This window comes from Paraburkholderia suaedae (genome assembly GCF_040812055.1).
Taxonomy (GTDB): domain Bacteria; phylum Pseudomonadota; class Gammaproteobacteria; order Burkholderiales; family Burkholderiaceae; genus Paraburkholderia.
Map to the genome: position 1 here is coordinate 192968 of NZ_JBFOAH010000005.1, position 21124 is coordinate 214091.

At 62.3% G+C, this 21124-nt stretch carries 18 protein-coding genes; 9 read left to right on the forward strand and 9 right to left on the reverse strand.

Annotated elements, in window-relative coordinates; translation table 11 throughout:
• Nucleotides 1–592: 592 nt before the first annotated feature.
• The gene (locus tag ABQJ48_RS09890) at nucleotides 593–1789 is read left to right on the forward strand and encodes a two-partner secretion domain-containing protein (RefSeq protein ID WP_367837687.1); all 1197 of its coding nucleotides are present in this window, start codon (nucleotides 593–595) and stop codon (nucleotides 1787–1789) included.
• A gap of 24 nt (nucleotides 1790–1813) precedes the next feature.
• Here the strand turns inward: ABQJ48_RS09890 and ABQJ48_RS09895 are convergent, their stop codons facing one another.
• Nucleotides 1814–2383: a hypothetical protein gene (locus ABQJ48_RS09895; RefSeq protein ID WP_367837688.1), complete on the reverse strand. Its 570-nt coding sequence runs from the start codon at nucleotides 2381–2383 to the stop codon at nucleotides 1814–1816.
• A 105-nt stretch (nucleotides 2384–2488) separates the two neighbouring features.
• On the opposite strand from ABQJ48_RS09895, the gene ABQJ48_RS09900 reads away from it, so the two are divergent.
• From ABQJ48_RS09900 to ABQJ48_RS09910, 3 genes are all read left to right on the forward strand, one after another.
• Nucleotides 2489–3112 (forward strand): Imm52 family immunity protein, encoded by a 624-nt coding sequence (locus ABQJ48_RS09900; RefSeq protein WP_367837690.1) that lies wholly within the window; start codon nucleotides 2489–2491, stop codon nucleotides 3110–3112.
• A gap of 787 nt (nucleotides 3113–3899) precedes the next feature.
• On the forward strand, nucleotides 3900–4946 hold the full coding sequence (locus tag ABQJ48_RS09905; RefSeq protein WP_367837692.1) for a phytoene/squalene synthase family protein: 1047 nt from the start codon (nucleotides 3900–3902) through the stop codon (nucleotides 4944–4946).
• Nucleotides 4947–5115: 169 nt separating this feature from the next.
• A complete protein-coding gene (locus ABQJ48_RS09910) occupies nucleotides 5116–5364 on the forward strand; it encodes a hypothetical protein (RefSeq protein ID WP_367837693.1) in 249 nt (82 codons plus the stop codon).
• A 298-nt stretch (nucleotides 5365–5662) separates the two neighbouring features.
• On the opposite strand, the gene ABQJ48_RS09915 is transcribed toward ABQJ48_RS09910, so the two are convergent.
• The 5 genes from ABQJ48_RS09915 to ABQJ48_RS09935 all read right to left on the reverse strand — a co-directional run bounded on the left by ABQJ48_RS09915 (nucleotide 5663) and on the right by ABQJ48_RS09935 (nucleotide 10725).
• Complete coding sequence (locus ABQJ48_RS09915; protein WP_367837695.1) at nucleotides 5663–5980, reverse strand: DUF4148 domain-containing protein; 318 nt, start codon at nucleotides 5978–5980, stop codon at nucleotides 5663–5665.
• A 177-nt stretch (nucleotides 5981–6157) separates the two neighbouring features.
• Nucleotides 6158–7681, reverse strand: a complete 1524-nt coding sequence (locus ABQJ48_RS09920; RefSeq protein WP_367837697.1) for an alkaline phosphatase family protein — start codon at nucleotides 7679–7681, stop codon at nucleotides 6158–6160.
• 301 nt (nucleotides 7682–7982) lie between these two features.
• Entirely contained in the window at nucleotides 7983–8846 is an 864-nt protein-coding gene (locus ABQJ48_RS09925) for an ABC transporter permease (RefSeq protein ID WP_367837699.1), read from the reverse strand.
• 16 nt (nucleotides 8847–8862) lie between these two features.
• Nucleotides 8863–9657 (reverse strand): ABC transporter ATP-binding protein, encoded by a 795-nt coding sequence (locus ABQJ48_RS09930; protein ID WP_367837700.1) that lies wholly within the window; start codon nucleotides 9655–9657, stop codon nucleotides 8863–8865.
• A gap of 48 nt (nucleotides 9658–9705) precedes the next feature.
• On the reverse strand, nucleotides 9706–10725 hold the full coding sequence (locus tag ABQJ48_RS09935; protein ID WP_367837702.1) for an ABC transporter substrate-binding protein: 1020 nt from the start codon (nucleotides 10723–10725) through the stop codon (nucleotides 9706–9708).
• A 249-nt stretch (nucleotides 10726–10974) separates the two neighbouring features.
• On the opposite strand from ABQJ48_RS09935, the gene ABQJ48_RS09940 reads away from it, so the two are divergent.
• The 3 genes from ABQJ48_RS09940 (at nucleotide 10975) to ABQJ48_RS09950 (ending at nucleotide 15605) form a co-directional block, all read left to right on the forward strand.
• Entirely contained in the window at nucleotides 10975–11652 is a 678-nt protein-coding gene (locus tag ABQJ48_RS09940) for a response regulator (RefSeq protein ID WP_367837880.1), read from the forward strand.
• A complete protein-coding gene (locus ABQJ48_RS09945) occupies nucleotides 11642–13036 on the forward strand; it encodes a sensor histidine kinase (RefSeq protein ID WP_367837703.1) in 1395 nt (464 codons plus the stop codon). The genes ABQJ48_RS09940 and ABQJ48_RS09945 overlap by 11 nt, the downstream gene beginning before the upstream one ends.
• 340 nt (nucleotides 13037–13376) lie before the next feature.
• Nucleotides 13377–15605, forward strand: a complete 2229-nt coding sequence (locus ABQJ48_RS09950) for an NADP-dependent isocitrate dehydrogenase (protein ID WP_367837705.1) — start codon at nucleotides 13377–13379, stop codon at nucleotides 15603–15605.
• A 135-nt stretch (nucleotides 15606–15740) separates the two neighbouring features.
• On the opposite strand, the gene ABQJ48_RS09955 is transcribed toward ABQJ48_RS09950, so the two are convergent.
• Nucleotides 15741–15971, reverse strand: coding sequence for a hypothetical protein (locus ABQJ48_RS09955; RefSeq protein WP_367837706.1), 231 nt, complete (start codon nucleotides 15969–15971; stop codon nucleotides 15741–15743).
• A 378-nt stretch (nucleotides 15972–16349) separates the two neighbouring features.
• Complete coding sequence (locus tag ABQJ48_RS09960) at nucleotides 16350–17060, reverse strand: FadR/GntR family transcriptional regulator (protein WP_367837707.1); 711 nt, start codon at nucleotides 17058–17060, stop codon at nucleotides 16350–16352.
• A gap of 436 nt (nucleotides 17061–17496) precedes the next feature.
• On the opposite strand from ABQJ48_RS09960, the gene ABQJ48_RS09965 reads away from it, so the two are divergent.
• Both ABQJ48_RS09965 and gudD read left to right on the forward strand, forming a co-directional pair.
• Nucleotides 17497–18828, forward strand: coding sequence for an MFS transporter (locus ABQJ48_RS09965; RefSeq protein ID WP_367837709.1), 1332 nt, complete (start codon nucleotides 17497–17499; stop codon nucleotides 18826–18828).
• Nucleotides 18829–18960: 132 nt separating this feature from the next.
• Nucleotides 18961–20310: a glucarate dehydratase gene (gene gudD / locus ABQJ48_RS09970; protein WP_367837711.1), complete on the forward strand. Its 1350-nt coding sequence runs from the start codon at nucleotides 18961–18963 to the stop codon at nucleotides 20308–20310.
• 87 nt (nucleotides 20311–20397) lie between these two features.
• Here the strand turns inward: gudD and ABQJ48_RS09975 are convergent, their stop codons facing one another.
• Nucleotides 20398–21000 carry a phosphatase PAP2 family protein gene (locus ABQJ48_RS09975; protein WP_367837712.1) on the reverse strand — a complete coding sequence of 201 codons (603 nt, stop codon included), beginning with the start codon at nucleotides 20998–21000 and terminating at the stop codon, nucleotides 20398–20400.
• Between the last annotated feature and the right edge of the window lie 124 nt (nucleotides 21001–21124).

The window sequence follows — 21124 nt, forward strand, 5'->3', positions numbered from 1 at the left end:
GGAGGAAGACATGGAGGCATCGCTTACGAAGCGCTGGGGGCGGTTTTGTTGCTGTCGCGGAGCGAGCGCCTTCTCATCGGCCGAGGCGCCGCTCCTGAGCGGATGGGCTGAGTCGCGAGCAGCGACGACGCCGTCGATCTCCTGGTTTGCAACCCGGATCCCGACCTCGAACGGGAGTTCTGCAAGCGCGTGCCCGAGTTCGACGCGGCCAATTACGGACGGCGATGATGATGCTCACGAGTAACGGTACGGCGATCGCGGTCGTCATGGTGCCGCCCTGAAATCGGTCGCCATGTCGCGCACTGCAGTCCTGCAGTCAGCCCCCGCGAACTTATCAGCTTTGAATAAAGCCACTATGAATTTTTGTCACATACAACTTTGTTGACATTCCGGGATTCGATTCGCAGCTATAGTTCGCGCAGCACGACCATAGATAATACGAATAACGCGGGACCCCATGCGCCGACTGGACCGAGAGAGATTCCACCGATTAGCACAACGTAACACTGCACTCGAAGCACGCCACTTCATAATCGGCTATCAGCCGGGCGTATCGCGGCGTCCGCTGTGGATGCGCGCGACCGCGTCGGTCATGGCATTCGTGATGTACGCGGCATCAGTCTCTTTCCTGTTTGACGAAGTCGCACAGGCCGCGCCCATCGTTGATCCACGCGCGCCGATCCAGTTTCAGCCTTCTCTCACGCAGACAAGCACGGCTGTACCCGCGGTCAATATCACCGCGCCCAACGCAAACGGCATCAGCGTCAATAATTTTCAGTCGCTGAATGTGGATGGCACAGGCCTCGTGGTCAATAACAGCCTGGTCAGCGGCACGCCGCTGCTGGGCGGCACGCTCGGCGCAAACCCTAATCTGGCGGGACGGACCGCGAGTACGATTCTCGCGCAGGTGACGTCGACCGGCACACAATACAGAAGTGTCCTGGCGGGTCCGCTCGAAGTTTTCGGATCGCCTGCCGCCCTGATCGTAAGCAATCCGAATGGAATAAGCGTTAACGGTCTGAGCGTCACGAACGCGACGAACCTGACGCTCACCACAGGTGCCGCGCAGTTTCTCAGTGGCGTGGGCGGATCGTCAACCGACTTTACCCACGCGGCCGCGCTCGGGTATGCCGTCATATCCGGCGACATCAGCATCAGCGGGCCAGCGGGCGCCAACGGTACGCCGGGCGCCGGCATCGAAGGCACCGTCGGCAATCTCGATCTGATCGGGCAATCTGTCTCAATCGCTGCGCCTCTTTATGCAGACCAGCGCGTCAACGTCATTGCCGGCAACCAGACCGTTACACCGGTCAGCGCAGGAGCGGCCGGGAACAGCTACGCGACGGCCGCCAATGGCGTGCCAGTCGCCCCAACCTCGAGCGGCTACGCGATCGACGCGAGCCGGTACGGTTCCGTTACGGCCGGACAGATTTTCATCGTGTCGAACGCCGCCGGGGTGGGGGTGCGTGCGCTCGGGCCTCTCGCGGCCACTGCGGGCAATCTGGTCGTCACGTCGAACGGGGATATCGTCGCCGGCTCGACCTATGCGCAGCAGGGCGCGACGCTCACGAGCGCAGGCAATGTGTCGATGAGCGGCAACGCACTGGCGAACCAGTACGCGGTGAACGCCGCGGGCGACATCTCTGCTGCGGGTGCAACCGTGCAGTCGGTGCAGGATCTGAGCATGACCGCCGGCGGCAGCCTGTCGGTTGGCACCGCGCAGTCCAACGGCAGTGTGAAGCTGACAACGTACGCCTGCCCCGCAACGCCAGTGATTTGCGTTTGGTAAGCCTGTGCTTGTGGCGACATTGACTCATTGACAGGTGCCGGTCGCGACGTTCAGCGCGTTCGTCCCGATGATCGCGCCATTGTTGTTCGTCAGGCTGCCATTTGCGGTGACGGCCGTCGTCAGCCCGGCGATCGAGCCGGCGTTATTCACATCGGTCGCGTTGACGGTCGTCGCGGCGGTCGAGATCAGGTTCGCGCCAGCACCGTTCGTGACGTTTGCACCCGTGACCGTCAGCGGCCCACCTGACAGCACGCTGCTGGTATTTGTGACGCCGTTGGTGCCCGTCAGGTTCGCCGCACCCTGAACCGACGTATTGCTGCCGCCAGTCGTCAGCTGTTTGCTCGCGTTCGCCGTCAGGTTGCCGCCGATCAGTGCACCACCCGTCGAGACGTTTGTGCCCGTCAGGGTGGCATCCTTTACGACGGTCAGTTGCCCGGCGGACAGGTCCAGCGTGTTCTGCGCGGTGGCGTTCAGCGCGCCCGATACCGTGGTCGTGCCGCCGGTCGTGATGTTTGCGCCCGACAGCGTGGCGCTACCGCCCAACTGGGTGGTGCCGGTGACGGCCAGCTTTTGCCCCGCCGACAATCGATCCAATGGAGCGTGGCTGAGCCATCAGCCGCCACGGCGATCAAGAACCTGCTGAGTGACGAAGGCATTAAAGGTGTTTCGGTTATTTACCAGCCTCCAAAGTAAAGGACGATGCTTTTGGAAACCTACGTTGCCGCTGCTTATTGGGGCTCACGGCGGGAGCCAGTCGATGCTTGTGCCTGCCGCGCAGGTCAGTTCTTCGTGTCGCTTTCGCAGGCCTCCGGATATTTAAAAGGTTGGCGTCCGCTAGGCCGTAGTCGTTCCGAAGCGACGCAGGCAGAGCCCATTGACCTGTCAACGGATGCGCTCGTCGAATTGTTCATGAAGGGGCGTAATCGAAGGGACGTCGGCGGCGAAGTCATTGACGAGTTGGGATATCGCATGTCGGTTTGGAACGGCGGCGGCAATGAAGAAGCATCGTCTTTGACGATGAAGTGTGGGCTGTACTCAGCCGTAGCTGGATTGTCTAATGCGATCGTTCTTAAGCTTCCGCCTCGCTTTGATACGACTTCATTCGATCAAGTCCTGCAAGTGGCAACCGCCTTGGCTCAAGCGTGGGATCCAGACTGGGCTATCGTTGCGTCTCGCTCTGCATTGGATCTGCACGCTAATGTGGGTCCGTTTCTGGACAGAGCACTATATGTGAATTCATCGATGAAAGTGCCCGGTGATATACCGCAGAATTCATTGGAACAGGAGCTGGAGCATGGGCGTCTGTTTCTCGCTCCAATGTGAATGCGATCCTGATCCTCTTACCTTGCCGGATGGACTTGCGCCGGTATTTGCCCGGACAGTAGCAGTCACCCCGAACCCGGCCCGAGCGCGCCGGGTTTGTTCTTTATGGCGTGGGCGAGCGTCGCAGAGCGTTCGTTCTGATTGTGCAATCCGTCGGTGGGCGAGCGTTCAGTGTGCGGGCGTGGCGACTGCCGTTGTGCGACTTCCCTGCGGGCGTCCTCGCTGCCGTGCATTTCCTTAATTCCTGCGATCGCGCGCTGCAACCACTCATCGGCAATATTGCAGCCGCCTCTGCCCGGAGCAGCACACTCCTTGGAGGTGGTTTTCGATGGAAACGATCGCAGTCGCGTTGAAGCATTGATGGCGGAGACTAGACCGCTCGACCATTGCCGCTGCGCCTTGATTTGTTGCCACGAACAGCGTCAAGCCGGGTGTTCCGGGAAGTGATTTTACGGCGAGCCCGGATATCACTGCGCCATACTCGCGACAATCGGGCGCCGGCCCAGACGCCGCGCAGCGAGCTTCGGTTCAAAAGTCAGCCATGCGTCGATTGCGGAGCGGTAACGGGTAGCCATGTTTGCCTGCATCAGGCAATGCCCGCCGATCGGCTTGCTTCGAGGTCCAGCGCGCGGACCGCCACCGGCGTTCAGCCCGGCAGCCTCGAACGTGAGGCAATGCGCGCTCGGAAAAGGCCGCCGACGCATCGCAAAGACGCCTCGCCGTATACAATTCCGCAGCGCCTGATATTTGCCCCGCTTCCTGGCCCAATACCGACCCGCCTCCATCCATGCCGAATCCGACCCGGGCCTTCCTTCTCGGCCCGCTCCTGAAAGGCGTTTCACGCTCCTTTTATCTCACGCTGCGCGTGCTGCCCGCCGGCATGCGCGATCCGATCGGTCTCGCGTACCTGCTCGCGCGCGCGGCCGACACGATTGCCGACACCTCGCTGATCCCGCCCGAGCAACGTCTTGCGCTGCTGCTGTCGCTGCGCGATCAGGTGAACGGCGCAACCGATGACGGCGCGCTGTTACGCCGCATGGCCGACCAGGTCGCGCGCCAGCAGACGCAATCGGACGAAAAGACACTGCTCGAATCGTTGGGACCTGCGCTCGACGTGCTCTTGCAACTCAGCGAAGCGGATCGCAAGGCGGTGCGCGGCATTGTGTCGATGCTGACCGAAGGGATGGAATTCGATTTGCGCACCTTCCCCGATGAACAGTCCGGCCAGATCGCCGCGCTGCGCGACTATGACGATCTCGACCGCTATACGTATCTGGTGGCGGGTTGCGTCGGCGAGTTCTGGACCACGATGACCTATGCGCACATGCCGGGCACGCTGAACGAGCAGCTCGACACGATGGCGCGCCGGGGCGTGCGCTTCGGTAAAGCGCTGCAGATGACCAACGTGCTGCGAGATTGCGGCAAGGACTTGCGGATCGGCCGCTGCTATCTTCCGCAGAGCCTGCTGGATCGGCATGGGTTGAGCGTGCAGGATCTGCTGGTGCCGGCCAACTCGCTGCGCGCGCGGCCGCTGCTGGTCGACCTGTTGCGCAAGACGCTCGATCACTTTCGCGAAGCGCTGGACTACACGCTGGCGATTCCCGCATTTTCGGTGCGTTTGCGGCTTGCCTGTTTATGGCCGATTCTGATTGGCCTCGAGACCCTGCTGTTGCTGGTGGATAACGATGCGTGGCTCGATCCGCGGAAGGTCTCGAAGGTACGGCGCAACACGGTGTATCGGATCATTGCGTCCTCGGTGCTGCTTGTGCCGTCGAATGTTCGGGTGCGTAATGCGATCGACAAACGCATCGGGCAGATTGAAGCGCGCCTTTGAACGTAGCGCAATCAACGCTGGATCAATAAGAACTAGGGTATGCGGTTCAATAGGAGACGTGCGAGATCTCCGCTCATTTAATCTGCATCATTGAATACGGCAGAATCGGGAAACCCCTAGGACCATGCATCGCTGGATCGCGTTAGTCTCTTTCGAAAGGAGGCGAAGCATGAGACAAGCGTTCAATATTGCCGTGGTTTTGCTGCTCGGCTATCTGATGGCGGACAGGGCATTGATGCGTGCGCAAGCGGGAGAGACAGGGACCATAACCTGCCGCCAGGGCGCGGAACTGGTCAAATCGAACGCGTTGAAGAAAGGCTTTGCAGAGGCGGGGGCCAGCAGCCAGGCGGAGAATTTCCTGTCGAGCTGTCTCGTAACCGGCCGTGGTCGAGTGGGCGATATGATTGCACGCGATTGATCGCGATCGCGGGGCCTGACGACTGAAACACGCGTCAAGCCAGATATCGACAGTGCACCAATAGCGCCGCGAAAAAGTGCCCAGACCGCGAAGATCCGGGCGAAGTCATCGGGAACCCGATGACGGAGGTGTGGAATACAAAAACTGGCCCGCGATCGCAATGGTTCGGTCGCGGGCCAGTTCATTTGAGTCGGGTGCGCGCCTCAGGGCGCGCTAAGTGCGGGTGAGTGCACGAGATACTGCCTGCGATGATGTCGCCGGGCAACTCGCTGGTAACTCGCTACCGCTTGACGGCTGCTTACTGGCCGAAATAAATCGACTTCGCACCCGGGGCCGCAGCCACACGGCCCGATTGCGTCGAGCCGCTTACCGTGCCGCCAAAGCCGCTTGCTGCCGCTTGTGCGGTGCCGTCTTGCGCATTGACACGAGCTTGCGCGGCCTGGATGTCAGCCGGGTAGTGCGGATCGGCGTGACCCGGTTGATAGCCGGCCTTTTCGAGTTGAACCAGTTCGGCGCGCACCTGGGCGCGGGTGATGGGCTGGTTGGACTGCGCAAACGAAGCGACAGGAGCGGCCAGCACAGCGGCGATAACAACGGCTTGAATGAGCGATTTCATGATTAACTACCTCCAGTTCGGTTTTTGTCTTGCTGCGAACGTTCTCGTTCGTAGTCAGTGATTGCATTGTAGTTTTGTGAACTGGAGAGAGTAAGAGCCGATTCAGGCAAGGTTTGTTGCCAATTTTGAGACAAAGACCCGCAACGTGGCGACCCCATGCGGGCTCGCGTCCGGTGCTCAACCTTGCTGTTTGGGCGCGCTCGCGTCGCGTTGCGGCGCTTTCCCGCCGCCAGGCGCGGCTTGCGATAAGCGCGTGAACGCCCGACTCGTACGCGCCTCGCGCTGCGCTTTCGCTTGATAGAAGTCCCGGCTGAGCCACTGTCCGACACTCATCAACGCCGAACCGAATGCGCTCTTGAAGCGAACCCACGCATTCTCCGTGCGGGCGAAATCCGCGGCCGACTTCACCACATTCGACGCCAGTCGATCCAGTTCCGCATGCAAATGGTCGGCGAAATGGTGCAGCCCATGCTGGTTGGCGTTCGACGATTTCTTTTCCAACTCCACATGCTGGGGGATCAGCGATTGATTGCTCACGCGGATATACGCCGGGGTATCGGTGCGGGGCTCGCCCGTGCAGCGAACCGCGAGACCGATGCTGGCCGCGGCCCGCGTGCGATTGCCGAGCGGCGGCAATTGCCACTTGTCGCAGAGATACTTGAGCACACTACAGTGATCGAATTGCGCATGACACACGCCTGCCTCGCACCATGGCGACACCAGAATGGCGGGCACCCGCACGCCGAGCTGCGTGAAGCTGAAGCTGCCGGTGTGCTCGTCGGGCGCGACAGCGTCGGACGGCGGCACGACGTGATCGTAGAAGCCGCCGTGCTCATCGTAAAGGACAACCAACAATGTTTTTTCCCACAACGCCCGGTTGGAACGCAGTGCATTGTAGGTATCCGCAATCAGCTTCTGTGCCTTCATCACGTTGTGCGGCGGATGGTCGTCGTTTTGCGCTTCGCCAAAGTACTTCGGCTCGATGAGTACGAACTGCGGGAATGCGTCGGCAGGACCGGCCGCGTCGCTGAAGAAGGTGTCGAACAGGTGATAGTTGGCGAGGTTCTCCGCCCGACGCTGGTTTTTCAATAGCAGCGAGGCCGGAAAATCGTAGAAGTAGATCTTCCACGTTTTGCGCGCGGCATTCAGACGGTCGAAGATCGTGTCCTGGTCCTGGCCGTTGTACCACACGGGATTGAGCGCATCGAGCCCCGAGGGCATGCCCACCTCTCCCTTCGAGGTACCCGTGAGCGCGAAATAGCGGTTGGGCCAGGTGGGGCCCGGCATCGACGCAAACCATCGGTCGCACACGGTGAACCGCGAACCCAGCGTGTGAAGCGCGGGAAGAAAACCGAGCGGGTAATAACCCATGATGTCTTGCCGCGCGGCGTGACTGCTGTGCGGGTAGTCGTGGGTGAAGGAGCGTACGAAGCCGCTGTTGCCTCCTGCAATCTGATCCAGCACCGCACGATGCCCATGATCCGGATCGAGGTGCATTTGCCGCTCGCGCGTCTCGCGAACGAAGAATGTATGCCCTTTGCCGTCGTCATTGGAGCGGGACGCCGAGTTGCGCACGCCGTCCAATCCTGGGTGCACCGCGTCGAGACAGCCGAGCATTTGATCGAAAGAGTGATTCTCCATCAGCAGCAGGACCACATGATCGATCGGGTCCTTCTGTGCGCCGTCGTGCACGTCACTCATCTTCGTCGCTCCAGTAGTGGAGGGGATGGATTCCGCATGCGTATCGCCGTGTCGGCTGTATCTGCTCGACTGGCCGGCGTTGTCAACGTAGCGCAAAACGGGCGGCGGCGAAAGGGCCTTGCGGTGCTGGACTGGCTAAACTGCAACGCCGCGCGTGACGTCAGGCGCCGAGCCTCGTGACTGGGGCGTGCAGCGACGGAGCTACCAAAGAAAATGCCGTTCAGCCCCGCACTGGACTGAACGGCATCGATCTTCTAAACCGGGAAATGCAGGGCCGAATTGCCCGCTCAATAGGGCTAGCTCAAACCGCTTGCGGCCGCCACTTCAGCAAACGGTGCTCGATTGCGGTCAACAGATAATCGGCGGCCAACGCGACCACGGCCAGCACGATCATCGCCGCGAATACGCCGCTTGCATTGAACGCCCCTTGCGCGGTGGAGATCAACAGACCGATACCCTGCTTCGAGCCGAGGAATTCGCCGACCACGGCGCCGACGAGCGCGAAGCCGAAGCTCACATGCAAGCTCGCGAGAATCCAGCTCAGCGCCGACGGAATCACTACCGAAGTCGTCACCTGACGGCGCGACGCGCCGAGAATCTGCGCATTGGCGATCATGTAGCGATCCGCTTCACGCACACCCTGGAAAGCATTGGCGAACACGACGAAGAACACCATTACCACCGCCAGCGCCACCTTCGACGCCATGCCGAGACCCAGCGCAATCACGAACACCGAGCCGAGCACCACGCGCGGAATCGAGTTGGCGATCTTGATGTAGAGGCTAAACACATCGGACAGCAGTTTGTTGCGGCCGAGCACGATGCCGCAGAAAATGCCCGCCACCGAGCCGATCAGGAAGCCGAGTCCGGTTTCTTCGAGCGTGACCCACACTTGCGTGAGCAGCGGCCCCTGCGAGGTGCCGTTCACGAACCAGTCGACGATCTGATCGAAGATCGCGCTCGGCATCGAGAAGAAGAACGGGTCGATCCACTTCAGGCGCGCGGACAATTCCCATCCGCCGAGCACGACGACCAGCACGAGTACGCGCAGCGTGATCACCAGCGCGCGACGCTGCCGGATGCGTTTTTGCGCGACGCGTTCGACCTGGGCGAGCGACGCGGCATCGATGCCCGACGGCATCATGTGTTGAGAGGTAGTAGACATATTTGCCGTTCCTTGATTAGCCGATCTGCACTTCTTCGCGCAGGTCGTGCCAGATGTCGCGCGAGATTTCGATGAAACGCGGGTCGTAGCGAACTTCCGACGTGACGCGCGGACGCGGCAGATCGATCTCGTACACTTTCTTCAGCGTTGCCGGGCGGGCGGTGAGCACGAAAACGCGGTCGGCGAGCGCAATCGCTTCTTCGAGGTCGTGCGTGACGAACACGACGGAGCCCGCACCCCCCCACAATTGCAGCAGTTCGTCCTGCATCAGCGTGCGGGTTTGCATGTCGAGCGCCGAGAACGGCTCGTCCATCAGCAGGATTTCCGGCTTGTTGATGAAGGTCTGCGCGAGCGCCACGCGCTTGCGCATGCCGCCGGAAAGTTGATGCGGATAGTGCTTGCCGAACTTGTCCAGACCCACGCGGCGCAGCCATTCGTTGGCCTCGTCGTAGGCGGCCGACTTCGAACGGCCGCGATACAGCGGACCGGCAGCCACGTTGTCGAGCACCGAGCGCCACGGGAATACGGCGTCCGCCTGAAACACGAAGCCGATGCGCGGGTCGATGCCGTCCACCGGCGCGCCCATGACACGCACTTCGCCGGTAGTGGGCTTCAGCAGTCCGGTGATCATGCTGAGCGTGGTTGACTTGCCGCAACCGGTGGGGCCGACCACCGCGACGAATTCGCCGCGTGCCACAGACATGCTGAAGTCGCGCAATGCGATCGTCGCCTTGCCGTCCGGAGAAATGAAACGGCACGACACGTTGCGCATTTCGATCGCTGGCGTATCGCGTGACATAGCTTGATTCATCGGGGAGGCCTCTCGGTTTTCCTGCTTGCTCATGATGTTGAAAGCGACTTACTTCGCCGCGGTCTTGACCGGCGCCGACAGGTAGTCGTTGCTATACGTCTTGGCGAGATCGATGTGCTTGCCCTTCACCGAAGGATTGAACGCCGACAGCACCTTGAGCACCGTATCCGGGCCGTCGGCGGGCATCTTGCCGTCCTTCGTGAACATCGGCAGCGACGCCTTCAGCGCGCCGACATACAGGTCTTTGTTGTTGCCGTAATAGTCTTTCGGCATCTTCGCGGCGATGTCTTCGGCGCTATGCGTCGAGATGAAGTTCAGCGTGCGCGCAAACGCGTGTGAGAGCTTGGCGGCGTCGTCCTTATGCGACTCGGCCCACGCGCGCTGCACGTAGAAGCTCGAAGCCGGATAAGTGCCGCCGAGCGCGGCGCGCGTGCCTTCGAGCGTGCGCATGTCGACCAGCACCTTCGCGTCGCCGGTCTTCAGCAGTTGCGAGACGGTCGGCTCGGTCGTCATGCCGGCGTCGATGCGGCTTTGCTTGATGGCCGCAATGAAGCTGTTGTCCGCGCCCACCGGCAGCAGCGTGTATTGCGTGGAGGGCACGCCCGCACGCTGCGCGAGGTATTGCGTGAGGAAGCTGGTCGACGAGCCGAGCCCAGTCACGCCGAGGGTTTTGCCCTTCGCGTCGGCCATGCTCTTGAAGTTGCCGGCCGCCTTGGTGGACACCATCTCCACTTCGCCTGGCACCTGGCCGAAGACCACCAGCGCCTGAACTTCCTTGCCCTTGCTTTGCAGGTCGATCGTGTGATCGTAGAAGCCCACCACGCCTTGCACCGCGCCCGCGAGCAGTTCGTTTTCCGCATCGACGCCGGCCGGTTGCGAGAGAATCTCGACGTCGAGGCCTTCGTCCTTGAAGTAGCCGAGTTGTTCCGTGAGCTTGGCCGGCAGATAGATGATCTTGGTGGCGCCGCCGACCATGATCGTGAGCTTTTCGGCGTGAGCGGCGGCCGAGGCGGCGGCGAGGGTGAACGCAACACCTGATACAGCGGCAATCTGGCGCAAGTTACGCATGGAGCAGTCTCCTTAGGTTTAGTCACCGCATGATCGACGCGCGGCGCTTTCTGGGTGAATGACGGCGATTATAAAAACTGGAAACCTTCTGGCAGCTTTCGGAGCGTGGGGCAAATCATGGGTGTTAACCCGAGGCGAGCTGCCAGCCCAGACTGGCCGCGCGCGAGCGCAGGCCGCAAATCGCATGGCAAGCGCGCAAACCGCTTGATTTACGGCACAATCGACGGCCTGACTCCTGCCGTTCCCGCCATGAAGCTGCTGCTGATCGAAGACAACCCCACGCTGTCCCACTGGCTCGCGAAGATGTTGGAGCAGGAGGCGTTCGCACTCGACGCGGTGCAGGACGGCGACGCGGCCGATCAATTGCTGCGCACCAATCACTACGACGTGATCCTGCTCGACCTGAATCTGCCGAAGCTATCCGGAAAGAACGTGCTGCGCCGCTTGCGCCAGCGCGGCGACGCGACGCCGGTGCTGATCCTGACCGCGAGCGGGTCGATCGACGAAAAGGTGGACCTGCTCGGTGCCGGCGCGGACGATTACCTCGTCAAGCCATTCGAAGTGCGCGAGCTGGTCGCACGGATCAAGGTGGCGATTCGCCGCCAGTCGCCGTCGAAGGCGAGCGAAGTGGTGTGCGGCGATCTCGCGTTCGACATCGACACGCGCCAGTTCACACTGAAAGGCGCACCGCTGCACGTCACGCCGCGCGAGCGTTCCGTGCTGGAGGCGCTGATCCTGCGGCTCGGCAAAACGGTGACGAAGCCGGCGCTGGTCGATGCAATCTTCACGCTCGCCGACGAGCCGAGCGAGGACGCGGTCGAGATCTACATTTCGCGTCTGCGCAAGAAGCTCGACAGCAGCTCCGCGGCTATCGTCACGCTGCGCGGGCTGGGCTATCTGCTGCGCAAGAAAGACGATGACCAATAGCCTGCGGATGCGCCTGTTGTGGTGGTTGCTGGTGCCGCTCGCGTTATATGTGTTCGTCACCGGCAAGGCCGAATACGACAACGTGCGGCGCACGGCGGATCTGGTGCAGGACAATCAGTTGATCTCGTCTGCGCGGATGATCGCGGGCGAAGTGGAATGGGTCGATGGCTTTCTGCGTGTCGACGTGCCGCCCGCCGCACTCGAAGTGTTCGCGTCCCCCTATGGCGACCAGGTGTTCTACAGCGTGCGCGTCGACGATGGGCGGCTCCTCGCGGGCACGCCGGATTTCGCGCCGCGTGTGTCGCAGGCGGCCGACACGCCGGACCACTACGATACGGTGCTGCACGGTCAGCGGGTACGCGCGGTCGGCATCGTGCGGCTCATGTACGACAATGGCGCGACGCGCCCGGTGCGGATCACGGTCGGCAAAACCATGCGTTCACGCGACGCGATGGCCCGGCAATTGTGGCAGCCGCAACTTCTGAGGCAGATCGCGATGATCGTGCTGGCGGTCGCGCTGGTGTGCATCGGACTCACGTTCGAATTGCGCCCGCTGATGAAAGTCAAAGAGGAAGTTGCCGACCGCGATCCCATGCAGCTCGAGCCGATTCGCGTCGAACGTCTGCACACCGAGTTGCGGCCGATCGTCGAAGCGATCAATCAGTGCATCGCGCGGCTCGGCGTGCAGGTGGCCGCGCAACGGCGTTTCATTGCCGACGCCGCGCATCAGTTGCGCACGCCGCTGACGCTGCTCGGCACGCAGTTGCAGTTCGCGCGTCAGCAGGACGGCATGAATCCCGCGCTCGACGAAGCGCTTGCCGCGATGCACCGGAGCAATCGTTCGATGGTGGGGCTTACCAACAAGCTGTTGCTGCTGGCGCAGGCCGAGGCCGCCGACAACACCCAACTCGCGATGGAAACCGTCGACCTCGTGCCGCTCGCGTTGGAAGTCGTGGAAGACCTCGCACTGCTTGCGCAGGCGCGCAATATCGATCTCGGCGCCGAATTGAACGGTCCCGCACCGGTGGCCGGCCATCGCGGCCTGCTGCAGGCGCTGATCGCCAATCTCGCGGAGAACGCGATTCGCTACACCGGTAGCGGCGGCCACGTGACGGTGGCCGTGCAGGCCGACGCCGATAGCGTGACCGTCAGCGTGCTCGACGACGGCCCAGGCATTCCAGCGGAGTCGCGCAGCCGGGTGTTCGAACCGTTCTTCCGGGCGTCGGCGGATACGGAAGGAACGGGGTTGGGCCTCGCGATCGTGCGGGAAATCGCGGACACGCATCATGGCGAGATTGCGCTGAAGCCCGGCGCGGGCGGCAAGGGCGTGCACATCAGCGTGACGTTTGCGCGAGCTTTCGATGAGCGGGCCGCGGTGATGTGAGGGCGCCTTGCGGGCGCGCCGAAGCACTGCGATCCCATTTTTGCGCGCCTTCCCAGTGCCGGCCAAGCCATTGGGGACGCCGCAAGTCATCTATAAGACATCAGTTTCAAGACAGCTGTCATCGGCCTGAAAGCCTTATCTGGCGGGGCTTGTCCCCCTCGACGAGGGTCTCTGGACCTGTTTGTTTCGCAGCGAACGGAGCAAAACGCGCATATACTCACGGTCGGGCCGTAAAAAGTAGTGCCGTAGGTTGCGCTGCGTTTTTGCTGCTTCGTCGCAACTTCGCTGGCTCAGCGCTACCCACGCTCTGTCTATCACTTCATCTAGCAAAGCATCGAACATGTCCACACCGCCGAAGATCATCTACACCCTGACCGACGAAGCGCCTGCTCTGGCGACTTATTCGCTGCTGCCGATCGTCAAGGCGTTCACGCGCTCGTCCGGCGTCAGCGTCGAAACGCGCGACATCTCGCTCGCCGGCCGGATCATTGCTGCATTCCCGGACTACCTGAGCGCGCAACAGAAGGGCTCAGACGATCTCGCGGAACTCGGTGGACTCACCACGCGCCCCGAAGCCAACATCATCAAGCTGCCAAACATCAGCGCATCCGTGCCGCAGCTGAAGGCCGCCATTTCGGAACTGCGCGACCAGGGCTACAAGCTGCCGGCCTACCCGGACGTCGCGACCACCGACGCCGAGAAGGACGTCAAGGCTCGCTACGACAAGATCAAGGGCAGCGCGGTCAACCCGGTGCTGCGCGAAGGCAATTCGGACCGCCGCGCGCCGCTGTCGGTGAAGAACTACGCACGCAAGCACCCGCACAAGATGGGCGCGTGGCGCGCGGACTCGAAGTCGCACGTCGCGCACATGAGCGGCGGCGATTTCTACGGCAGCGAAAAGTCGGCGCTGATCGCCGCAGCGGGTAGCGTGAAGATCGAACTGACGGCCGCCGACGGCACGAAGACGGTCCTCAAGGACAAGACGGCGGTGCAGGCCGGCGAGATCATCGACGCTTCCGTGCTGAGCAAGAAAGCGCTGCGCAGCTTCATCGAAGCGGAAATCGCCGATGCGAAGAGCAAGGGCGTGCTGTTCTCGGTGCACCTGAAAGCCACCATGATGAAGGTGTCCGATCCGATCATCTTCGGTCACGTGGTGTCGGTGTTTTACAAAGACGTGCTAAGCAAGCACGCCGACGCGCTGGCGAAGGTCGGCTTCAACCCGAACAACGGTATCGGCGACCTGTACGCGCGCCTGAAGGACCTGCCGGCCGAAACGGTCGCGGCGATCGAAGCCGACATCAAGGCGCAATACGAGCAGCGCCCGCCACTGGCGATGGTCAATTCGGACAAGGGCATCACCAGCCTGCACGTGCCGAGCGACGTGATCGTCGACGCGTCGATGCCGGCCATGATTCGCGAGTCGGGCAAGATGTGGGGCGCGGATGGCGGACTGCACGATGTGAAAGCAGTGATCCCGGACCGTTGTTACGCGGATGTCTATCAGGCCGTGATCGAAGACTGCAAGAAGCACGGCGCATTCGACCCGGTTACGATGGGCACGGTGCCGAACGTCGGCCTGATGGCGCAAGCCGCCGAAGAATACGGCTCGCACGACAAGACCTTCCAGATCCCGTCAAACGGCGTAGTTCGCGTGACCGACGCAGCCGGCACGGTGCTGCTCGAGCAGCCGGTGGAAGCGGGCGACATCTGGCGCATGTGCCAGACCAAGGACGCGCCGGTGCAGGACTGGGTCAAGCTCGCGGTCAACCGCGCCCGCGCGAGCGGCACACCGGCCGTTTTCTGGCTGGACGCGGCGCGCGCTCACGACGCGCAGATCATCAAGAAAGTCGAGCAGTACCTGAAGGATCACGACACCAGCGGTCTGGACATCCGCATCATGACGCCGGTCGAAGCGACGAAGTTCTCGGTCGAGCGTATTCGCGCCGGCAAAGACACCATCTCGGTCACCGGCAACGTGCTGCGCGACTACCTGACCGACCTGTTCCCGATCATGGAACTGGGCACCAGCGCGAAAATGCTGTCGATCGTCCCGCTGATGGCCGGTGGCGGCATGTTTGAAACGGGCGCGGGCGGCTCGGCTCCGAAGCACGTTCAGCAACTGGTTGAAGAAGGCTTCCTGCGTTGGGACTCGCTGGGTGAATTTCTGGCGCTGGCCGCGTCGCTCGAACACCTGAGCAATGCGTACCACAACCCGAAGGCGCAGATTCTGGCCAGGACGCTGGACCAGGCGACCGGCAAGTTCCTCGACAACGACAAGTCCCCGGCGCGCAAGGTGGGCGGTATCGACAACCGCGGCAGCCACTTCTATCTCGCGATGTACTGGGCCGAAGCACTGGCCGCGCAAACCGAAGACGCAGCGCTGGAGGCTCAGTTCGCCGGCGTCGCGAAGGCGATGGCCGACAACGAAGCGAAGATCGTCGAAGAGCTGGGTGCGGTGCAGGGCAAGCCGGTCAACATTGGCGGCTACTATCGTCCGGATGTGGAACTGACGAGCCGGGCAATGCGCCCGAGCGCGACGCTGAACAAAATCGTGGACTCGGTCGCATAAGTCGAGTCGGCGTTGCGTGGCAACGCGGCTGCGCAAGCGGCAAACGACCCACTAAGTAAGCAGTAAGCAAGACGATGGCGCTCGAGAGCGCCATCGTCGTTTCTGCGTTCATTTGGCCAGCGGTGATGACCGCCATCACACGTGGACGATTTCCCAATCGGACAGTTTCTCTGGAATTTCGAGCGTGGACGTGTCGTCGCTCTCCGACAGATGCGGGCAGGTCAAGCCGCGGGCGAGGTCGTCGGCTGCCTGTTGCGGGCTCGAAAATTCACCGAGCGTTTCGTTGCCGTAGGTTGCCTCCCAACCATCCTGAGCCGGCAAAATGTAAAACGCGCCCTGCGTCGAACCGAAGCGGAAACCTTTCATTTTTCGTCTCCCAATTGCCATTAAAGAAACCGCGCTGCGCAGTGGATTCATGCATCGGTTGGATGGCCCCGCCGACCGCGGTTTGCCGGCCCATTCAATTCGGCTGCCTGAATCCTGCGCTCCTGTGAAAGAGTCTACGTCAGCGAGTAGCGGCGCAAGAGAGTCTTCGGTGTTTCCGTCCAGCAAAAAAAGCCTTTAAAAATCAGTGTATTGAGAGAGTCATTTTGCGATGTGCAACGTGGGGCGGCATTGCGAAATGCCAGGTTTGTGCTTCGCAGCACGAGTTTTTACCCAGCAACGCACCGTTTCGTATCGTGAAAATTGAGCCTCGGCCAAGCCGAGCATGCGGCGAACCCGCGACCACCCCGACCGCCGCAGTCAGCCCTCGCCTCGACTCAACTCGTGCGCGCGCCGCAGCCTCTCGCGGCTGTTGCTCAGATGCATACGCATCGCGGCGCGCGCGTCGTCGGGGTCCTGCCGTTCGATCGCCCGATAGATCATCTGGTGCTCGCCGAGCACGTTGCGCAGGTGCTCGATATGGTCGAGTTCCGCGATCTCGGCCGATCCGAGCCGGGTGCGCGGGCTCACTGCGCGGCCGAGCTGGCTGAGCACGTCGAAGAAGTAGCGATTGCCGCTCGCTCGCGCGATCTGCAGATGAAACTCGATGTCGTGCGCGAGCGTATCGGTGCTGCCGCGTTCGAGTTCTGACTCGAAGCGCCCCAGCGCCGCGCGGATCTGCTTGAGGTTCTGTTCAGTGCGCCGTGCTGCGGCCAGCGCGGCTGCGGCCGCTTCGACGTCGATACGGAATTCGATGATCGCCATCACGTCCAGCATGCTGGTGAGGTCGGCGGCGGCCAGCTGCACCGGCTTCTCGGCCGCAGGCGCCAACACGAAGGTGCCGATGCCGTGGCGCGTCTCCACCACGTTGGCCGCCTGCAAGCGCGAGATTGCCTCGCGAACCACCGAGCGGCTCACCGACAACTGCTTCATCATCGCGACTTCGGTGGGAATGCGGTCGCCCGGCCGCAGGGCGCCACGGCGGATTTCATCGGAAAGGGTGGCCACCACCTTTTCAGTTAGGCTGGACATTTTGTGGCTAGTTGGCTGTTCGGCGGGATGCGGACGCTTGAACGTGCGGGCGACAGCGGCGGTGCGGTAATCGGGACTGTCCGCAAAGTATCGCACAGGACTTTACTCGATTCCCGGCTGGACGGCGGCGCTGGCTGCCTGCTGGACCTTGCTGCGGGACGACGGCTGCTTTTGGTGTCGAAGGGGCGCTCGGCGCGAGACTGGTGGTAGCAAAGCAGTACTGTCATCAGACGTCGTATTTTCGGCGGTTCCGAAACTTCCAGAACCGCTTTAGAACGACTGATCACGCCTACGAAGCCCATTTCGCAGGGTAAACACCCAATAGAAACTGACACGCGATTAACGATAAGATGTCATCAGACGACATATGACACCGGGCGTCCGCCGCCCGCCTCGTGTTCGACGGTCGCCCGCGCGATCGACTCTGGAGACAACCTTGACCTCTGCTCTCACCGCCGCAATCAACCCGCTCGAGTCCGCCGTTTCCAAGGTGAAGCGGCACGTCCTGCCGCTCTTCCTCATCATGTTCATCGCGAACTACATCGACCGCGTGAACATCGGCTTCGTCAATTCGCACATGCATGCGGACCTGGGCATCGGCGCCGCGGCCTATGGCCTGGGCAGCGGTTTGTTCTTTATCGGCTACGCGCTGTTCGAAGTGCCGTCGAACGTGCTGATGCAGAAGTACGGCGCGCGTGCGTGGCTCACCCGCATCATGGGCACGTGGGGGCTGGTGGCGGCGGCCATGGCGTTCGTGTGGAACGACACGTCCTTCTTCGTACTGCGCTTCCTGCTCGGCGTGGCCGAAGCCGGCTTCTTCCCCGGCGTGGTCTATTACTTCACGCAATGGCTGCCGCAGAAAGAGCGCGGCAAGGCGGTGGCGGTATTTCTCTCCGGCTCGGCACTCGCATCCGTGCTGTCCGGTCCGATTACCGGCACGCTGCTGTCCATTCGCGGCTTCGGGCTGCAAGGCTGGCAGTGGATGTTCCTGATCGAAGGCGGATTTTCGATCGTGCTGTGCGCAGTGAGCTGGATGCTGCTCAAGTCGCATATTCGCGACGCGTCGTGGCTCACCGCTGAAGAACAGAGCGTTCTATCGAGTTCGATCGCGGCGGAGCAGGCCGAACGCGAAGCGCACGGCGGCGCGCATCTGCCGACGCTCAAGCTGCTGAAAGACCCCCAGATCGTGCTGTTCTGCCTGTTGTATTTCGCGATCCAGCTGACCATTTATGCGGCCACTTTCTGGCTGCCGACCATCATCCGCAAGATGGGCGGCCTGTCCGACTTCGAAGTCGGCATGCTCAACGCCATTCCGTGGCTGATTGCGATGGTGGCGATGTACTGCTTCGCGTTGCTCTCGGCGAAATGGCGCTTCCAGCAGGCATGGCTCGCGGTGGCGCTCGTCATCGCGGCTTGCGGTCTGTTCGCGTCGACCTCCGGCAATCCGGTCACGTCGTTCGTCGCGATCTGCTTTTCCGCGATCGGCTTCAAGGCGGCGTCCTCGCTCTTCTGGCCGATTCCGCAGGGCTACCTGGATGCCCGCGTGGCCGCCGGCGTGATCGCGCTGATCAACTCGCTGGGTAATCTCGGCGGGTTCTTCGCGCCGGCCACTTTCGGCTATCTGCAGCAGCACACCGGTTCGATTACCGGCGGCCTGTATGGCCTGGGCGTCGCCTCGCTGATCGCGGCCGCGGCCGGTTTCTTCACGCGCACTCGCCGCGGCGAGCGCAGCGCGCTCCCCGAGACATTGCAGAGCAAAGCGCATTGACTACACTGGAGCGCAGCACGGTCGATCGTGCGTCACGCGTTTTCCGATTTCCCGCCGGTGTCCGCGTCGAGCGCACGCAACGGTTGCGATGACGTCCAGCCGCCGGCTTACTCACCAACAGAGCCAATCCTCATGTCCACGAAACCTTCCGGATCGAACGCCACGCCGATCGTGACCGAGCTGCGCGTCGTGCCGGTCGCCGGCCGCGACAGCATGTTGCTGAATCTGAGCGGCGCACACGGTCCGTTCTTCACGCGCAATATCGTGATTCTGCGCGACAGCGCGGGCCACACCGGCGTCGGCGAAGTCCCCGGCGGCGAGAATATCCGCAAGACAATCGACGACGCGCGGGCGTTCGTCGTCGGTCAGTCGATCGGCAATTTGCAAGCAGTCCTGAACAAAGCGCGCACGCAGTTCGCCGATCGCGACGCGGGCGGCCGAGGCTTGCAGACGTTCGATCTGCGCACGACCATTCACGCCGTCACCGCGCTCGAAGCCGCGCTGCTCGATCTGCTCGGCCAGCATCTGGGCGTGCCGGTCGCGGCCTTGCTCGGTGAAGGCCAGCAACGCGATGAAGTGGAAATGCTGGGCTACCTGTTTTATATCGGCGATCGCAACAAGACCGATCTGCCGTACGCGAGCGGCGCCGAAGGGCGCGACGACTGGGAGCGCGTGCGTACCGAACAGGCGCTGACACCCGAAGCGGTCGTGCGGCTGGCTGAGGCCGCGCAGGCCCGCTACGGCTTCAACGATTTCAAGCTCAAGGGCGGCGTGCTGGCCGGCGATGCGGAAATCGAAGCGGTCACCGCGCTGGCTGAACGTTTTCCCCGCGCGCGCGTGACGCTCGATCCGAACGGCGCGTGGTCGCTTGCCGAAGCGGTGCGCCTGTGCCGCGATCAGCACGACGTGCTCGCTTATGCGGAAGATCCGTGCGGTGCGGAAAACGGCTATTCGGGCCGCGAGGTGATGGCCGAATTCCGCCGTGCGACGGGCCTGCCGACCGCAACCAACATGATCGCCACCGACTGGCGCCAGATGGGCCACGCCATCCAGCTGCAGTCGGTGGATATTCCGCTGGCCGATCCGCATTTCTGGACCATGCAGGGCTCGGTGCGCGTCGCGCAGATGTGTAACGACTGGGGACTCACCTGGGGTTCGCATTCGAACAACCACTTCGACATTTCGCTCGCGATGTTCACCCATGTCGCCGCTGCCGCGCCCGGCAAGATCACGGCGATCGACACGCACTGGATCTGGCAGGACGGTCAGCGTCTGACGCGCGAGCCGTTGCAGATCGTCGGCGGCAAGGTGAAGGTGCCGCAGGCGCCGGGGCTCGGCGTGGAACTGGACATGGACGAGATCGAAAAGGCGCACGCGCTGTATCAGCAGCACGGCCTGGGCGCGCGCGACGACGGGGTCGCTATGCAATACCTGATTCCGAACTGGAAGTTTGATAACAAGCGGCCTTGTCTGGTGCGCTAAAGCCTGGCGCCATCGTGCCCGCGCGGGGAAAAGCCGCGGGGGCGTCGGCAATTTCGGGCGTTGCCGCGGCCAACGGAATGCGCGGCGCTAAAGCGACAGCCAGCCGCGCGCAATCGGCCACGCCAGCAGCTTGCGGTACACCGCGATCAGCGCTCGCGTCGTGCTCTCGCCGAACCATCGCCAGAGCGGCGCGATCAGCAGAAACGCTACGTATGCGACAGCGACCGCGCCCGCCATGTCGAATGGAAAATGCACGCCGACAAAGACGCGTGCCCACGCCACCCCCACACCCGACAACAGCATGGCGACGCCATAGCGGCGCACGCCGTCTACCAGAAAGCTCAGTGCGATCGACGCGAAGATGGTCGCGTGGTCGCTCGGAAACGACGAGTCCGGTGCGTGGTGGAGTAAGGTATGGCCGATGCCGAGCATGAACGGCCGAGGATGCGGCCACACCAGAGCGATGAGCTGATTGATGCCTAGTGCGAGCGAGGCCACGCAGCACGCCCGCAGCGCGCTTTCGCGTCGGCGTGGGTCGCCGGAGAGCCACATTGCGACCAGCGCCAGCGGCACGAGATAGATGGCATAGTCGGCGATGAAGCGCGCAAGGCCGATGAGCGGTGCGGGTGTCGACGGCGTCGCATTGAGCTTTAGAAAAAGCGCCTGATTGAATGCTTCGAGTGTGGTCATGCCGTGGCTTCTTTCTATCGGGAGTCGATCAATGAGGTGAGGCGCGCCGCATAATCCGGGTTGGCTTATGTTAATGGGCCAAGCTTACGGCATGCTTCGCCGCCGCACTGCACGGTGGCCGGGC

Excerpts from the sequence above, each read along its gene's own strand:
- ABQJ48_RS09940 (WP_367837880.1), top strand. The coding sequence starts at position 10,975 with ATGAAGCTGCTGCTGATCGAAGACAACCCCACGCTGTCCCACTGGCTC.
- ABQJ48_RS09975 (WP_367837712.1), bottom strand. The coding sequence starts at position 21,000 with ATGACCACACTCGAAGCATTCAATCAGGCGCTTTTTCTAAAGCTCAAT.
- ABQJ48_RS09900 (WP_367837690.1), top strand. The coding sequence starts at position 2,489 with ATGCTTTTGGAAACCTACGTTGCCGCTGCTTATTGGGGCTCACGGCGG.
- ABQJ48_RS09925 (WP_367837699.1), bottom strand. The coding sequence starts at position 8,846 with ATGTCTACTACCTCTCAACACATGATGCCGTCGGGCATCGATGCCGCG.
- ABQJ48_RS09935 (WP_367837702.1), bottom strand. The coding sequence starts at position 10,725 with ATGCGTAACTTGCGCCAGATTGCCGCTGTATCAGGTGTTGCGTTCACC.
- ABQJ48_RS09955 (WP_367837706.1), bottom strand. The coding sequence starts at position 15,971 with ATGAAAGGTTTCCGCTTCGGTTCGACGCAGGGCGCGTTTTACATTTTG.
- ABQJ48_RS09930 (WP_367837700.1), bottom strand. The coding sequence starts at position 9,657 with ATGAATCAAGCTATGTCACGCGATACGCCAGCGATCGAAATGCGCAAC.
- ABQJ48_RS09915 (WP_367837695.1), bottom strand. The coding sequence starts at position 5,980 with ATGAAATCGCTCATTCAAGCCGTTGTTATCGCCGCTGTGCTGGCCGCT.
- gudD (WP_367837711.1), top strand. The coding sequence starts at position 18,961 with ATGTCCACGAAACCTTCCGGATCGAACGCCACGCCGATCGTGACCGAG.
- ABQJ48_RS09945 (WP_367837703.1), top strand. The coding sequence starts at position 11,642 with ATGACCAATAGCCTGCGGATGCGCCTGTTGTGGTGGTTGCTGGTGCCG.
- ABQJ48_RS09960 (WP_367837707.1), bottom strand. The coding sequence starts at position 17,060 with ATGTCCAGCCTAACTGAAAAGGTGGTGGCCACCCTTTCCGATGAAATC.
- ABQJ48_RS09950 (WP_367837705.1), top strand. The coding sequence starts at position 13,377 with ATGTCCACACCGCCGAAGATCATCTACACCCTGACCGACGAAGCGCCT.
- ABQJ48_RS09890 (WP_367837687.1), top strand. The coding sequence starts at position 593 with ATGGCATTCGTGATGTACGCGGCATCAGTCTCTTTCCTGTTTGACGAA.
- ABQJ48_RS09905 (WP_367837692.1), top strand. The coding sequence starts at position 3,900 with ATGCCGAATCCGACCCGGGCCTTCCTTCTCGGCCCGCTCCTGAAAGGC.
- ABQJ48_RS09920 (WP_367837697.1), bottom strand. The coding sequence starts at position 7,681 with ATGAGTGACGTGCACGACGGCGCACAGAAGGACCCGATCGATCATGTG.
- ABQJ48_RS09910 (WP_367837693.1), top strand. The coding sequence starts at position 5,116 with ATGAGACAAGCGTTCAATATTGCCGTGGTTTTGCTGCTCGGCTATCTG.